Genomic DNA, 15,317 nt, shown 5'->3' on the forward strand with positions numbered 1-15,317 from the left:
CTTGAGGGGAGTAATACAATGAGTAAACGACGAGTAGTAATTACAGGAATTGGCGCAGTTACACCACTAGGAAATAGCATCGAAGAAACATGGACTAACATTAAAGCTGGAAAATCTGGCGTTGGCGAATTAACGCGTTTAAATAAAGATCTTTTCGCAGCAAAAGTTGCTGCTGAAGTGAAGGATTTTAATATCGAAAAGTATATCGAACGTAAAGAAGCTCGTAAAATGGATCGCTTTACACAGTATGCTTTAGCGGCATCTATCATGGCGATGGAAGATGCACAATTAACAATCGATGAAGAGCTAGCACCACGTGCAGGTGTCTGGATTGGCTCTGGCATCGGCGGTATGGAAACATATGAACAACAATTTTTAACTTTTCAAGAGCGTGGAGCAAGAAGAGTAAGTCCATTCTTTATTCCAATGATGATTCCAGATATGGCTTCAGGCCAAGTGTCGATTCACTTTGGTGCAAAGGGCATTAACTCTTGTTCAGTAACTGCTTGTGCTTCAGGTACAAACTCTATTGGGGATGCTTTTAAAGTAATTGAACGTGGTGATGCAGATGTTATGATTTCGGGCGGTGCTGAGTCGCCAATCGTTACGATGGCAGTAGCAGGCTTCTGCGCTAATACTGCATTATCTTTAAACACTGATCCAGAAAAAGCTTGCCGTCCATTCGATAAAAATCGCGATGGTTTCATTATCGGTGAAGGTGCTGGTATTGTTATTTTGGAAGAGTATGAGCACGCAAAAGCACGCGGTGCAAAAATTTACGCAGAAGTTCTTGGTTATGGAGCAACAGGGGATGCACATCATATTACAGCTCCAGCTCCAGAAGGGGAAGGTGCTTCTCGTGCAATGATGCAAGCATTATCTGATGGCGGCGTAGAAGCTTCACAAGTTGACTATATTAATGCACATGGAACAAGTACACCATATAACGATTTATTTGAAACACAAGCAGTAAAAACTGTTTTTGGTGAACATGCCTATAAGCTTGCAATGAGTTCTACAAAATCAATGACAGGTCACTTATTAGGTGCAGCTGGTGGTGTAGAAGCTATTTTCACAGCGCTTGCACTTAAAGAAGGTATTTTACCACCGACAATTAATTTAACAGACGCAGATCCAGAATGTGATTTAGATTATGTGCCTAATGAAGCTCGAAAAGTAGATATTCAATATGCTATGAGTAACTCACTTGGGTTTGGTGGACACAACGCAAGTCTACTATTCAAAAAAATCGAGGAATAATAAAGTAAAACTATAATCAGTGGGAGCTTCATCTCCCGCTGATTTTTTAGTGTTCGGGCTTTTACGGGCGGTTAATTAAGATGTCGTCATATTAAATAAAGTAAGGCTCTTCTGCAAAACGAGGGGGTTGATTTCTGTTCTGACTGGGCGCTTTGTAGCTGTCGCTATGCTTTCGCTACAGAAAACATTTGTTGTTGCTGTCGCTACGCTTTCGCACAGAGCAGAGCTTCCTGGGGGCGTCCGATGAGCCGCTTGGGCCAATAGATGTTTTTTGCGCGAAAGCGTAGTGCTAACGTAGCGACAGCGGCATGATGTTGGTCACGAAGGCGTTATCACAGGACGTGATGGTTTTAGCCTTCGTTCCTCTATCGCTAATCCCCAAGGAGTCGCCCAGTCGGAACGAAGACCAACCACTCTGCAGCAACATGCCTTTATATGCGAAAACATAACAGCGATAATAACCGGCGTAAAATAGCTTCACTGCTATTAGTCTATTATGACAATTAATTCAATTATTCCAATTATTCCAATTATGGTAAGAAACATAGTGTTACTTTTGATATGATAAAATTTATTAAGCATAAACAGACAGTACTTTTATTGACATACTAGTTTTTAAACAACATAAAAAACGTCAGCCTAATTTAAGTGGCTGACGTCTTTTTTTATAGTTTTATGAATAGATGATAATAAAGAAAAAATAGAGAGGATGCCCTTAACTTGTTCCGACTCTTTTTATTTTTAATGAGCTACGGCTTATTGATTCTCTCCGTTGGGAATCTCATATTGTATTTGAATTATCGGACACTCGGATATACCTGGACAGTTGTTTTTAAATTTATGGCACAGACAACAGCATTTTATGTGGCAATTGGATCAGCCGTTGTATTATGTGCTGTTGTGCTTGATCTTGGTTATGATAAAACGATAAACAAGGATAAGATGTAACGCTTAAATTACTCTCTTTTTTTGGCCAAGCTCTTTCGATAAATTTCAACAATGCTATATCATTTCTTCATTTCACGTTAAAGCTTTATTCTTAGAGACGTGCACGACCAAGGCCCATTGCTTCTTCCATGCGTTTTAATGTAGCACTAGCAATAGCATTTGCCTTTTCAGCACCTTCATCCAAAATGATGTCTAATTCTGATGATTCTACCAAGTGATAGAATTTCTCTTGAATTGGTGTCAGGTGATCAATAACCGTTGCTGCAACACCTTGCTTGAAACCACCATAGCCAATGCCCTCGTATTTTTTTACAAGATCGTCAATAGATACGCCCGAAATGGCAGATTCGATTGTTAGTAAATTAGAAACACCAGGTTTATTTTCCACATCGAATGCCACAATACCATCAGAGTCAGTAACAGCAGATTTAATTTTTTTCTCAATATCTTTCGCTGAATCTAAAAGCTTGATTGTTGCTTTTGTATTTGGATCAGATTTACTCATTTTCTTTGTAGGTTCTTGTAGTGATTTGATACGAGCTCCTGCTTTAGGTAATTGAATTTCAGGAATCGTTAAAACGTCACCATAACGTTTGTTAAAACGCTCTGCTAGATCACGAGTAAGCTCAATATGCTGCTTCTGATCATCACCGACAGGAACAATGTTTGTGTTATACAAAAGGATGTCTGCTGCCATCAATGGTGGATATGTTAAAAGAGCGGCAGATACGCTTTCCTTACCGTGCGATTTATCTTTAAATTGTGTCATACGTTCAAGCTCACCAATCGATGCAACACATTGTAACATCCAGCCTGCCTGTGCGTGAGCTGGTACTTCTGATTGAATAAATAATGTCGATTTTTTAGGGTCGATGCCTGTAGCAATATACGTTGCTGCTAGGTTGCGAATATTTTGACGTAATTCTTTTGGATCTTGAGCCACTGTTATGGCATGCTGATCGACGATACAATAAACAGCATCACCTTCATCTTGTAATGCAGGGAATTGCTTAAATGCTCCTAAATAGTTCCCTAAAGTAACGATACCTGTTGGCTGTACGCCTGAAAAAATAGTTGTCATTGTCATTTCCTCCTTGAATTCAGTCCCTTATTTTTACATAAATACCAAAATGGAAAGTCATCACCAAAACGTGTGGTTGATTTCCGTTCCGACTGGGCGCTTTGCTGTTGCTGCCGCTACGCTTTCGCACAGATAAAACATTTGTTGCTGACGCTTCGCTTTCGCGCAGAGCAGAGCTTCCTGGGGGCGTCCGATGAGCCGTTTGGGCCAACAGATGTTTTTTTGCGCGAAAGCGTAGTGCTAACGTAGCGACAGCGGCATGATGTTGGTCACGAAGGCGTTATCACAGGACGTGATGGTTTTAGCCTTCGTTCCTCTATCGCTGATCCCCAAGGAGTTGCCCAGTCTCCACTACAATCAACTTTTTCATAGTAGACGTTCTAATAAAAGTCATTCACAATTTTTGGTGATGAACCAAAATAAAAAACATCATGCGTCCTCATTAGTTTTCTAATGAAGGGACGAATGATGTTTGAATCCGTGGTACCACCCAGCTTGCCTAAAACGGCCACTCTTCTTCGTAACGTGAAGGGACGAGCTTTGCTAATAGACTTAAATAAGAAACTAAGACGTTCACAAAGCTAACTCGGAAGTCCATTCCAAATGCTTACACGATCTGTTTGCAGCAACCACAGACTCTCTAAACGTGTAAAAGGCAAATGTACTACTCTTCGTCAGCGTTTTTTAGCTCAATACCTGTCTTCCATCTGCGTAGATGGCGAGGTGAAGTCACCAAAGACATAATTGATTTATTGCAAAAAATTATATTATAAAGGCTCGGTGAAAAGCAAGTGTGTAAAGTCAGACTTTTGGCGGTGTTTTTTCTCGGGAAAAAGTTATATGCTACTTTTGCTGCTTTTATATTTCAGTTTAGCAATAAATGTTTTCTGTCGAAAGCGAAAAGCATTATAGCGATATCTTAAATTATTTTAAGGTGTGGCTCATCACCAAAAGTTGCGGCTGACATTTGTTAAAACACATTCCATATATCTGTTGGCCCAAGCGGCTCATCGGACGCCCCTAAGAAAGCGTCTGGTCGGAGCGGAAAACAACCGCACGTTATGGTAACAATCTATTTATTTGGAAATGCAACCGATATTAGTAAATATACGTCTATATTTGTACACACAGAATTGACAGTATTCTCGTTTAAAATTCTTAAATGAGAACAAAAACAATCAAGCAGTGGATGTTTAAATTGCTCTGCGAATGGGAATATTAGTAGTAGTTCATTACACATCTCAAGAAGTAACTACTTTGAAGTTTATGTGAATAAATAGAAAATTTCATGTCAAATGGTTATTCTTTTTTTATTGGAACTATATTCAAACATCACAGAGTACTGTATAATGGTATGTATATTTACATTAAATTAATTCTAATTTAACACACTAGTATAGATAATGATTAAAAGGAAAGGATGTGTCAGTATGATAGTAACTTTATTTACATCACCAAGTTGTACGTCTTGCCGAAAAGCTAAAGCATGGTTAGAGGAGCATGAAATCCCATATACAGAACGTAATATATTTTCTGAACCATTAAGCATTAGTGAAATTAAAGAAATTTTGCGTATGACAGAAGATGGTACGGATGAAATTATTTCGACTCGATCAAAAATTTTCCAGAAATTAAATGTTGATGTGGAAAGCTTGCCATTACAACGTTTGTATGAATTAATTCAAGAATATCCAGGTCTATTACGTCGTCCCATTATTTTAGATGAGAAACGTTTACAGGTCGGCTACAACGAGGATGAAATTCGCCGTTTCCTACCTCGTAAGGTTCGTGCTTATCAACTGCAAGAAGCACAGCGTATGGTGAACTAATATTGCCGTATTCTGCATAGAATAAGTATTAGATGTTACATATGCAACAAGCATATTGTGACATCTATTTTTTTGTGTTTTACTTATGAAAATCCATCTATATAGAGTATAATAAATAATAGGGAAAAGTCATATATTTCGGTAAAGTATGTTAAACTTGATTTTAGCTTAATAGTTTACTACAATTTCAATAATTCAAATAACTTCTGTGAAACGGTGTATATCCTTTTCATTTTATGACAGAACAGCATACAATATAATTAGAGACAACTGTGGACATAAATTTTTTTGATTTCGGTTGCTCGATGGGTTTACTGTAGTGTGGTCAAAGGTTGAAAAACAAAAATGAGGTATGAGGTTAAAAACAATGAATAATAGCATACTAATGAAACAAACTGTTTTTCGACAAATGACAGTGAAGGGAGATGAGGTCTAGTGGACATCGAACGTGTAAACGAAAATACACTCAAGCTCTTTATTACGTACAATGATATAGAGGATCGCGGCTATAGTCGTGAGGAAATTTGGTACAACCGAGCAAAGGGTGAACAACTTTTTTGGGATATGATTGATGAAGTAAATACGGAGGATTATTTTGATGTAGAAGGTCCAATTTGGATTCATATCAATGCTTCTGAAGTAGGCTTAGAGATCATTGTCACACGTGCACATATTTTAAAAGACGGTGAAACCTTAGATGGTTCTTCGCATTTTGATGAACACAAAGATATGTTTGCTCCATTCGAGGATGTTGGAGAGGATCTTCTCAGTCAACTAACTCAATTTGGTGACATTGATGAGTCAGAATTATTTATGGATACTGACATTTATGTTTATAAATTTAAAGATATTGATGAGTTAATCCCTGTAGCGAAACGCATAACAGATGAATTAGTGGATTCCTCATTATTTAAATATGAAGATTGGTACTATCTAGTAGTTGACTTTGTGAACGCAGAAGAAGAGTTAAATCATCATGATAGAAATGCGGTTATTAAAGAATTTTTACTACCATCGAATTTTACAATCCATCGTTTAGAGGAATATGGCGAAAAAATTATGGAATTTGATTGCTTTGAAACAGTACGAAAATATTTTATTTAAAGTAATGAGTACTTGATTCAGTGGCTTAGACTGTAAATAAACTTGGTGATTATCAAGTTTGTTTGCAGTCTTTTTATTTAACTTCTTTCAGTAAGTGTTTTTGGTAACGTAAGTAATTGAAAAAAGATAGCAATTTTTAAATTTCAAGAAAAAGCCGTTCTTTATTTGTCGCTATAAAAAGGCTCCTATACAATTAGGCAAAAAGGAGATGATTTTATGCTTATGGCCTATAATGAGCAGCAGCAGATTTTTCTCCCATACCAATATTCAAGGGAAGCTTTACAACGATGTAGGCAGCAGATGAAATTTTATTGTCCTCAATGCCAGCAGCCTGTCCAATTAAAGATAGGCAAATATAATATCCCTCATTTCGCTCATATTGCTACTAATAGCTGTATACAGTTATTTGCAGAGGGTGAATCAAAACTTCATTTACAAGGAAAAATCCAATTATTTGAATGGTTGAAAAACCTCGGGCATACAGTAAAGCTGGAGCCTTTTTTACGGAAGCTTTCACAGCGGCCAGATATGCTTTTGATCAAGGACCATAAGCAAATTGCCATTGAATTTCAGTGTAGTACAATTTCTCATGAAAAGTGGCTATTACGAACATCTGGATATGAGAAAAATTGTATACAGCCGTTGTGGCTTTTTCAAACACCTCAAAAACAAACTACACAAGGTATTCAAAAAATTTCTATTTCTCCGATTATGCAAAAAGTGATAAATACTACAGCACTAGGCTTGTCTTATTTAGTGACATATGATGCAAACACATCAAGATTTATTTATTGGGCGAATCTTCTTTATGTTCATGGGCATACTTTTATAGGTAAAGTACAGGAATTAACTATTCATAAGCAACATTTTCCTTTTTATGAGCCTAAGACAATTACGAAAGAGGAATTTCATTGTTATTGGCAGCTATATAAAAAGTATTGTAAGCAATTCGTATATCAACGATTATTCCATAGTAAAAATGGGGTGCAAGATGCATTTTTACGAAGTAGTTATGAGTTAGGTTTTGCTTTAACGAGGATGCCTGATTACGTAGGTGTTCCGGTAAAAAATGGAGAGGCGATACCGATGTTTTCTATTGAGTGGCAGACGATATTGCATTATTATTGTCGACGTTTACAATTAGCACCTCATGAACTAGACGAGAGAAATATACGATTGTTTTTAAGCCATCATCATATAGAACTTACAATCCAGGCTGTACAAGCTATTAAAAATTACGGAATGATGCTGGCGAAAAGGGATGAAAAAGATAATCGTTTTCCGGGTATTTATGAGCAAGTGTACGCACATTTATTTGCAATTGACACAATATACTGAGAAAATATGAGAGTATAGGAAAAACACACATATAAAGGGGGCTGGCACATGGCTAGTAATCAAGTTCTAGTAAGAAATGATGTTCCAAAAGAGTTAACTTGGCGCTTGGAGGATATATTCGCAACTGATGCCCTATGGGAAGAAGAGTATAAAGAAGTTGCAGAACTTGCGAAAAAAGCACCTAGTTATGCAGGTACTGTGAAAAATGGAGCAGATGCATTAGCGGCAGTTCTAACTTATCACGATGAAATTTATGAACGTGCAATGAAGCTTTACACGTATGCTCATATGCGTAATGACCAAGATACGACAAATAGCTTCTATCAAGATATGAATAGTCGTATTCAAACATTAGCGACTAGTATTTCAGCTGCCCTATCATTTTTAACACCTGAGATTTTATCATTGAGTGAAGAAACGATAGAAAATTACTTAGCAGAAAATAAAGACTTACAACTGTATAAGCAATCTTTAAAAGAAATAACGATGGCACGTCCTCATGTATTACCAGCAGAGCAGGAAGCTTTACTTGCACAAATGTCTGAGGTTACAGGTACTGCTTCAAATGCATTTAGTATGTTAAATAACGCTGATATTGTCTTCCCTAAAGTGAAAAATGAAGAAGGGGAAGAAGTACAGCTAACACACGGTAACTATATTAAGTTTTTAGAAAGTAAAGATCGCACTGTTCGTGAAAATGCTTTTAAAGCAATGTACGAAACTTACGGTAACTTTAAAAATACGTTTTCCGCTACATTAACGGGCAATGTGAAAAAGCATAATGTTAGTGCACGTATTCGTAATTATGATTCTGCACGTCACGCAGCAATGTCTAATAACTTCATTCCGGAAAGTGTTTATGATCAATTAGTAGAAACAGTCCATAAGCATTTACCTGCTATGCAGCGCTATATTTCGTTACGTAAAAAGCTTTTAGGTGTAGACGAATTGCATATGTGGGATTTATTTGCTCCGCTCGTTAAGGAAGTGGATATGAAAATCACATACGATGAAGCGAAGGATATTTTAGTAAAAGCTTTAGCGCCACTAGGTGAAGAATATCAAGGCATTGTTCAAGGTGGTCTAGATAATCGTTGGGTGGATGTCTTAGAAAACAAAGGGAAACGCAGTGGTGCATACTCTTCGGGTGCTTATGGAACAAATCCATATATATTAATGAACTGGCAAGACAATGTTAATAATCTGTTTACACTAGCGCATGAATTTGGTCATAGTGTACACAGTTATTATTCACGTAAAAATCAGCCGTTCGTTTATGGCGATTATTCTATTTTTGTAGCTGAAGTAGCTTCAACTTGTAATGAAGAGCTATTAAATGATTATTTACTGAAAACAATTGAAGATCCTCAACAGAAAATTTATTTATTAAATCATTGGCTAGACGGCTTCAGAAGTACTGTTTTCAGACAAACAATGTTTGCTGAATTTGAACACCTAATCCACCAAATGGATAAGAACGGTGAATCTTTAACAGCAGAGCGTCTAACAGAGGTTTACTATAATTTAAATAAACAATACTTCGGTGAGGATATTGTTGTAGATGAGGAAATCGGCTTAGAGTGGGCTCGTATTCCACACTTCTACTATAATTACTATGTGTATCAATATGCTACAGGTAAATCAGCTGCGACAGCATTAAGCAAACAAATTTTAGAAGAGGGTACACCAGCTGTAGAACGTTATATTAATAACTTCTTAAAAGCGGGTTGCTCAAATTTCCCAATTGAGGTATTAAAGGCAGCAGGCGTTGATATGAACGTTGCACAACCGATTGATGATGCATGTAAAGTATTTGAAGAACGTTTAAACGAGTTAGAAAAATTATTGTTGAATAATTAATTTGGAAGGCTGTAGGAATTTCCCTACAGCCTTTTTTCTATGATTAATTAAATAATAAAAATTGTAAGAATAATGTTTTTTTTTGATTTCTAAATGTTTAAAAGCGCGTATCTTGAAAAAATACTGTTTGTAATCGCTTTCTATTTGACAAATTTGTGAATCTATCATTGGACTTGTTGCTATATTTACTATTCCATGATAAATTGAATCATGTGAAATAAATCACAAAAACAAACATACACCCCTTTGTTTGAACGTGAACATTTCTCCCATCCCCTTTGTGAAAAAGAGGCGTCACTATCTGTCGAGGATAGTGGCGCTTCTTTTATTTTTTTAAAGAAGTATTCCGATAAATAAAAAAAGAGAACAGGGACACAACATTGAATGTGTGTTGTATCCCTGTTCTTTAGAATAATAGAATAATTGCATTATTTAAGACGCCACAATGTAGCGTGATCTGTCTGAATTCGTTCAATCTTTTGCTGTAACATACGCTTCTTTAATTCACGTTCAGCATTTTGCTCTGTTGATGAGTAGATGAAAGCTACTTCATTCGTTGAAAGGGTATGGAATTTTGTAAATAATTCTTCCATTGTTGGTAATGGTTGACGTACAAGCTGTTCATCCATCATTTCTTGTAAAATATGTTCATAAACTTCATAGGAATAGTTGCCACTAACTTTAAGACCTTCATCTTCAATACATTCATTGAAAAACACAATGCTAGGGACTTCATCAACTTCCATCTCACGTTTAATATATAAATCGCATTGGAAGGCACGTGCAGCTTCTTTTGAACCAAAGTCTGCGGAAAATTCATTCATGTCTAATTGAACATCTTCCGCAATTTTTAACAGCGTAGCATAAGAATTGACATCTTGTTGGTTTAGTAATACATATTCTTGTAGTTTCGACAAATAGCGTGCTCCTGCACGTTTCCCCTGTAACTCTGCTGCTTTAATAGCGATTGATGGCAAAACAGGGTGATTAATGTCGAGTTCAATACCGGATACACAACCTTTTACACGCTTACTTAAACAATTCAAAGAAGCAAGCTCTGTGCTTAGTACAAAGCGCCATGTAAAGTAATGATTGTACTCTAGCTGTAACTTACGAAGAACAGCTTGCAATTTAAAAGCTTCTGGACAAAGTGGATCTACGAAAATATACAATTCAATAGGCTTATTAGCAGTAGAAATCTCAGGAGTTGGCTCTTGTAGCATTTGAATATTATTCACGTAACAATTCCCCCTCATCGTCATTTGGTGTATTAATCATGTGATGAGCTGTTAATACTAAACGTTGATAATAAACTTCACGGAACTTACCTTCCATTCCTACTTCATCCATCGCTTCGGACATACATTCAAGCCAAGCTTGAGCACGATCAGGTGTAATCGGAAAATTCATATGACGTGCACGCATCATTGGATGACCATGCTCCTCAGTAAAAAGATTTGGTCCACCTAAATACTGTGTTTGAAACTGAATTTGCTTGCGTGCTGTTTCCGTTAAATCTTTTGGAAAGATTGGAATAAGATCAGGATGCTGTGCAACTCTTCTATAGAACGCATGGATTAGCTCTGAAAGCTTTTCAGCCCCCAGCTCCTCATAAGGAACAGTGTATTTTCGACTCATAAGTTTAATGCCCCTTTAATTCTTTATATCGTAAAGTATATTTTTATACTTAGTCATTTTCTTAAATGTGAATTCCTTGTGACTACCTTCATTCTATCAACGTCTTTTCGTTAACACAAACAAAGCGCTCTTCCGAAATGTTTTCGCTAAAAAAGCACAAATTTCACCACGTGGGTGAAATTTGCCGAAAAACGCTGTATTAACAATGATTATGCGAATCAATTATGCCTCGGCATCATTGCGTGACATCCGCCGGAGGCTTTAACTTCTTTCAGTGAATTTGCTGAAAGAAGTTAAACTGTGTAGTAATTCATTACTTTTTTGACATAATTCTGCGTTTCTTTGAAAGGAGGAACGCCACCATACTTTGTAACGCGTGAAGCTCCTGCGTTATAAGCAGCTAATGCTAATGCAGGATCATTATCAAATTTATCTAGCATTTGGCGTAAATATTTGGCTCCTGCCATAATATTTTGCTCTGGATCAAAGGCGTTTGTAACGCCTAAATATTGTGCTGTCTTTGGCATTAATTGCATTAATCCTTGTGCTCCAGCATGACTAACCACATTTGCATTAAAATTAGACTCTTGCTTAATCACGGCAGCGATGAGTTTCTCGGGTACATTATATGTAGCTGCTGCCTTTTGAATTATCGAAGCGTACTGATTCGCACCTGCTAATGAATTGGCATATGCTGTTGAACCAATTACGTTATCTGAAACGTAGGAGTCTAGCTTTGTACTTGTTGTGCTAGATTGTGTGTTTGCTAAAGCTGCTTGTACAGATGAAGGTATAAAGACGCTGTTAGAACCATTATAAAGTAATGCTTGATACGCATTATTTTGCATGTTTTCAGATAAACCAGTTAAACTATTAAACTGATCCATCATAGACGAAGCACTTGATACTCCTCCGAGCAAACTAGACAATTTTGCATTGTTAGTAGTAGTTGAGTCGCCAAGTATTTCGCTAATCATGTCTGAAAACATAGAATTGCTGTCTGTAAGATTGTTTGATGATGAATTTTCTGAAGCTCCTAGTGTTTGTAATGCTTGAATGTCAAGTAAAGTTCTGAGTGATTGGATATCCAAGGAGTTGCCACCCTTTCTTGTTATCTAGCTAACTTATTTCAGCAACATCCGTATGGAGTGACCAACATCACATTGGCCTAATACCTCCGGCGGATGTCACGGAATCGGAAAGGAAGTCTTTGTGCAAGCCAAAGCCGATTCAGGACGCGACGCAATTATGCAGGGGCATAATTGACCTATTAGGATTGTTCTTTATTCATTTGTAATGCTTTCATAAAACGCGCAATTTTTTTATCTGTTGCCTGTTTTTCAATACCATATTGCTGTAGAAATTCGTCGAAGATTACATTTCCTTTTATTGCATCTTTTGATTCATATTCTACCTCATAATCATCGCACTGCAAATAGAAAGAATGATCGAATACTAGAAGGCCATCCTTATAAGGTATTTCGACACGATCGGTTGTTAGTGAACCAAATACCTCCAATTTTTCTAAAGGAATGTTAAAGAGAGCTAGTCTTTTGGCTACTTCTTGGGCATAGAAACCTTCACTAACAAGCATTTTCTTAGCTTGCTCAGCAGTTAATTCGTCAGTCGTCTCTAAGTGTGCATGCTCTGCATTTTTTTCTTTTAAAGTACACTCAAAGTATTTGTCGATTTGTCTAATACGAAGTCCGCTTTGGAGTTTCCGAATAGCTTGCGAAGGTGTGTCGAAATAATGATTTGTTTGACGATGAATAGCATTTTCGGAAATGTTGAATTCTTGCAGTAAATATTCGTATTGCTCTTTTGTTAAAAGATTTTTAAACTCTATTTCAATTTGTTGTGCCATTATGTTCACCTGTTTATTTTATTTTTTTAGTGTGTTGATTAGGGGAAAACAGCATAGTGTGTGGTTGATTTCCGTTCCAGCTGGGCGCTTTGTTGCTGCCGCTTCGCTTTCGCACAGAGCAGAGCTTCCTGGGGGCGTCCGATGAGCCGCTTTTATTGCTAACGTAGCGACGGCATGATGTTGGTCACGAAGGCATTATCACAGGATGTGATGCTCTTAGCCTTCGTTCCTCTATTTGCTCGCTGCAGGGTCTAGGGTCAACACGATGTTGGTCACGAGGCGTTATCATAGGACGTGATCGTTTTAGCCTTCGTTTCTCTATTGCTGATCCCCGAGGAGTTGCCCAGTCGCGGAACGGAAATCAACTACACGCTATAATAAAAAAGTTTCGTTCGTTATTTCATTGATTTAGTATTTACACACTGCAACTATTTACCCTCTATGCTAAAATAAGAGGAAGAGTACGACGAAAAGGGGAACCGCGTGTGCGTAAAATTTATACAATAGAAACATTGAATTTTGAAAATGAAGATCTTCATTTTAGTTTAAACGACAATGAAGTAAATTTACAGTTAAAACCTGCTGCACAATTAATTGCAGATTCTGATGACTTTGCGTTTATTTATTTACTTGATGCAGGAGAAGATTATCATTACTTGCGTTTTCCGCCGAGTAGTTGGGATCAGCTTGTACATATTTTACAAAAAGAGAAAAATCCAAAGCTACAACTAGGTGAAGAAGTACTTGAGCTTACAAATTTTTACGATGAATTGGAAATGCTCGTGTATAATATTGAAGGAAATTACAATTATGGGGCGGAATTTGTCCAAGCGGTGGAACAACACTTCGAGAAATTTCTAGCTGAATAAAAAGACAAAACGAACAGACGGTGTTGGTTTTGTTCGATACCGAATGTCGGGAGGTTTTTGCGATGGGACAATGGGAAATATTTTTAAGTCCTTATAAACAAGCAGTAGATGAGTTAAAAGTAAAATTAAAGGGTATGCGTTCACAGTTTGGTATTGTAAATGCAAATTCACCAATTGAATTTGTGACAGGACGTGTAAAGCCTTTAGCAAGTATATATGATAAATCACTAGAAAAAGGACTTTCCTTTGAGCCTTCAAAACAGCTAGGTGACGAGCTAGGAGATATCGCAGGTTTACGTATTATGTGTCAATTTGTAGATGATATATCGACAGTTACAGAGCTAATACGGCAACGTAAAGATATGCGTGTTGTGGAAGAGCGTGACTATATTACACATAATAAGCCAAGTGGCTACCGCTCATATCATATGATTGTGGAGTATCCTGTAGAGACGATACAGGGGAAAAAAGTGGTATTAGCTGAAATACAAATAAGAACACTAGCCATGAATTTCTGGGCATCTATTGAGCATTCTTTAAATTATAAATATAAAGGTATGTTCCCCGAGGAAATTAAAAATCGCCTTCAAAGTGCAGCGGAGGCCGCTTTCCGATTGGATGAGGAAATGTCGTCCATTCGAAGTGAGATACAAGAAGCGCAGGCTTATTTCAGCGAATATAAAGAAGCATCGAATCCTAATTTACTATCGGAGAAGGAGCGTGACTCAAAATGAAATTTTCCATTCAATCACGTAGAGATGCACAGTCGAACGAATTAATGGAGCTAGCTAGAACGTATTTGCAGGATTTTGGGTTAACTTATGATGAAGAGGCTCCTGAAATCGTAATCTCTATTGGAGGAGATGGCACTTTACTACATGCCTTTCATCGATATGCTCATTTGCTAGATCAGGTTGCCTTCGTAGGTATTCATACGGGACATTTAGGATTTTATGCCGATTGGAAGCCATCTGAATTAGAAAAGCTTGTTTTATCCATTGCGAAAAAGGACTTTAACGTTGTGGAATATCCCCTACTAGAGGTAAAGGTGGAGCATCATAATGCGGAATCCAATACGTATTTAGCGTTAAATGAAGCAACTGTGAAATCACCTGATGTCACACTTGTAATGGATGTAGAATTAAATGGTAATCAGTTTGAACGTTTCCGTGGAGACGGTCTATGTGTATCAACGCCTTCTGGTAGTACAGCTTATAATAAAGCCCTCGGTGGAGCAATTATTCATCCGACTTTAGCGGCGCTCCAAATTACTGAGATAGCATCTATCAATAACCGTGTCTTCCGTACAGTTGGTTCACCACTCATATTACCAGCACACCATCATTGTGTTTTACGTCCAGTCAATGAACAAAACTTTAATATGACAGTTGATCATTTACAAGTTACGCAAGGTGATGTGAAGTCGATTGCATTTAATGTAGCAACTGAAAGAGTGCGTTTTGCACGTTTCCGTCCATTCCCATTCTGGGAACGAGTGCATGAATCATTCGTGGCCAATGAGTAAA

General features: G+C 37.3%; 13 protein-coding genes and 1 other annotated feature. Of the genes, 8 read left to right on the plus strand and 5 right to left on the minus strand.

What is annotated here, in order from left to right:
• The first annotated feature begins 18 nt into the window (after window positions 1–18).
• Entirely contained in the window at window positions 19–1,260 is a 1,242-nt protein-coding gene (gene fabF / locus ACVYAD_RS08950; RefSeq protein ID WP_349659091.1) for a beta-ketoacyl-ACP synthase II, read from the plus strand.
• Between the two features lie 1,039 nt (window positions 1,261–2,299).
• On the opposite strand, the gene trpS is transcribed toward fabF, so the two are convergent.
• Entirely contained in the window at window positions 2,300–3,289 is a 990-nt protein-coding gene (trpS, locus tag ACVYAD_RS08955; protein WP_476425932.1) for a tryptophan--tRNA ligase, read from the minus strand.
• Between the two features lie 454 nt (window positions 3,290–3,743).
• Window positions 3,744–3,976, minus strand: a binding site (T-box leader).
• A 746-nt stretch (window positions 3,977–4,722) separates the two neighbouring features.
• On the opposite strand from trpS, the gene spxA reads away from it, so the two are divergent.
• From spxA to pepF, 4 genes are all read left to right on the plus strand, one after another.
• On the plus strand, window positions 4,723–5,118 hold the full coding sequence (gene spxA, locus ACVYAD_RS08960) for a transcriptional regulator SpxA (protein ID WP_024362527.1): 396 nt from the start codon (window positions 4,723–4,725) through the stop codon (window positions 5,116–5,118).
• Window positions 5,119–5,553: 435 nt separating this feature from the next.
• A complete protein-coding gene (gene mecA / locus ACVYAD_RS08965) occupies window positions 5,554–6,222 on the plus strand; it encodes an adaptor protein MecA (protein ID WP_349659089.1) in 669 nt (222 codons plus the stop codon).
• A gap of 216 nt (window positions 6,223–6,438) precedes the next feature.
• Window positions 6,439–7,560 (plus strand): competence protein CoiA, encoded by a 1,122-nt coding sequence (locus ACVYAD_RS08970; RefSeq protein ID WP_476425933.1) that lies wholly within the window; start codon window positions 6,439–6,441, stop codon window positions 7,558–7,560.
• Between the two features lie 48 nt (window positions 7,561–7,608).
• Window positions 7,609–9,420, plus strand: a complete 1,812-nt coding sequence (gene pepF / locus ACVYAD_RS08975) for an oligoendopeptidase F (protein WP_476425934.1) — start codon at window positions 7,609–7,611, stop codon at window positions 9,418–9,420.
• 428 nt (window positions 9,421–9,848) lie between these two features.
• Here pepF and ACVYAD_RS08980 read toward each other — a convergent pair whose 3' ends face one another.
• The 4 genes from ACVYAD_RS08980 to ACVYAD_RS08995 form a co-directional block, all read right to left on the minus strand.
• Window positions 9,849–10,658, minus strand: a complete 810-nt coding sequence (locus ACVYAD_RS08980) for a DsbA family protein (RefSeq protein ID WP_349659086.1) — start codon at window positions 10,656–10,658, stop codon at window positions 9,849–9,851.
• On the minus strand, window positions 10,651–11,058 hold the full coding sequence (locus ACVYAD_RS08985; RefSeq protein WP_197139873.1) for a globin domain-containing protein: 408 nt from the start codon (window positions 11,056–11,058) through the stop codon (window positions 10,651–10,653). Before ACVYAD_RS08985 ends, ACVYAD_RS08980 begins: the two co-directional genes overlap by 8 nt.
• A 293-nt stretch (window positions 11,059–11,351) precedes the next feature.
• The gene (locus ACVYAD_RS08990; protein WP_349659084.1) at window positions 11,352–12,149 is read right to left on the minus strand and encodes a lytic transglycosylase domain-containing protein; all 798 of its coding nucleotides are present in this window, start codon (window positions 12,147–12,149) and stop codon (window positions 11,352–11,354) included.
• Between the two features lie 179 nt (window positions 12,150–12,328).
• Window positions 12,329–12,922, minus strand: a complete 594-nt coding sequence (locus tag ACVYAD_RS08995) for a CYTH domain-containing protein (protein ID WP_349659083.1) — start codon at window positions 12,920–12,922, stop codon at window positions 12,329–12,331.
• A 485-nt stretch (window positions 12,923–13,407) separates the two neighbouring features.
• Here ACVYAD_RS08995 and ACVYAD_RS09000 point away from each other — a divergent pair, with 485 nt between their 5' ends.
• The 3 genes from ACVYAD_RS09000 to ACVYAD_RS09010 all read left to right on the plus strand — a co-directional run bounded on the left by ACVYAD_RS09000 (window position 13,408) and on the right by ACVYAD_RS09010 (window position 15,316).
• Window positions 13,408–13,791 (plus strand): UPF0738 family protein, encoded by a 384-nt coding sequence (locus ACVYAD_RS09000; protein WP_349659082.1) that lies wholly within the window; start codon window positions 13,408–13,410, stop codon window positions 13,789–13,791.
• A gap of 62 nt (window positions 13,792–13,853) precedes the next feature.
• The gene (gene yjbM, locus ACVYAD_RS09005; protein WP_349659081.1) at window positions 13,854–14,525 is read left to right on the plus strand and encodes a GTP diphosphokinase; all 672 of its coding nucleotides are present in this window, start codon (window positions 13,854–13,856) and stop codon (window positions 14,523–14,525) included.
• On the plus strand, window positions 14,522–15,316 hold the full coding sequence (locus ACVYAD_RS09010; protein WP_079559569.1) for an NAD kinase: 795 nt from the start codon (window positions 14,522–14,524) through the stop codon (window positions 15,314–15,316). Before yjbM ends, ACVYAD_RS09010 begins: the two co-directional genes overlap by 4 nt.
• The last annotated feature ends 1 nt before the right edge of the window (window position 15,317 follow it).

This window comes from Lysinibacillus sp. G1-3, from assembly GCF_056322905.1.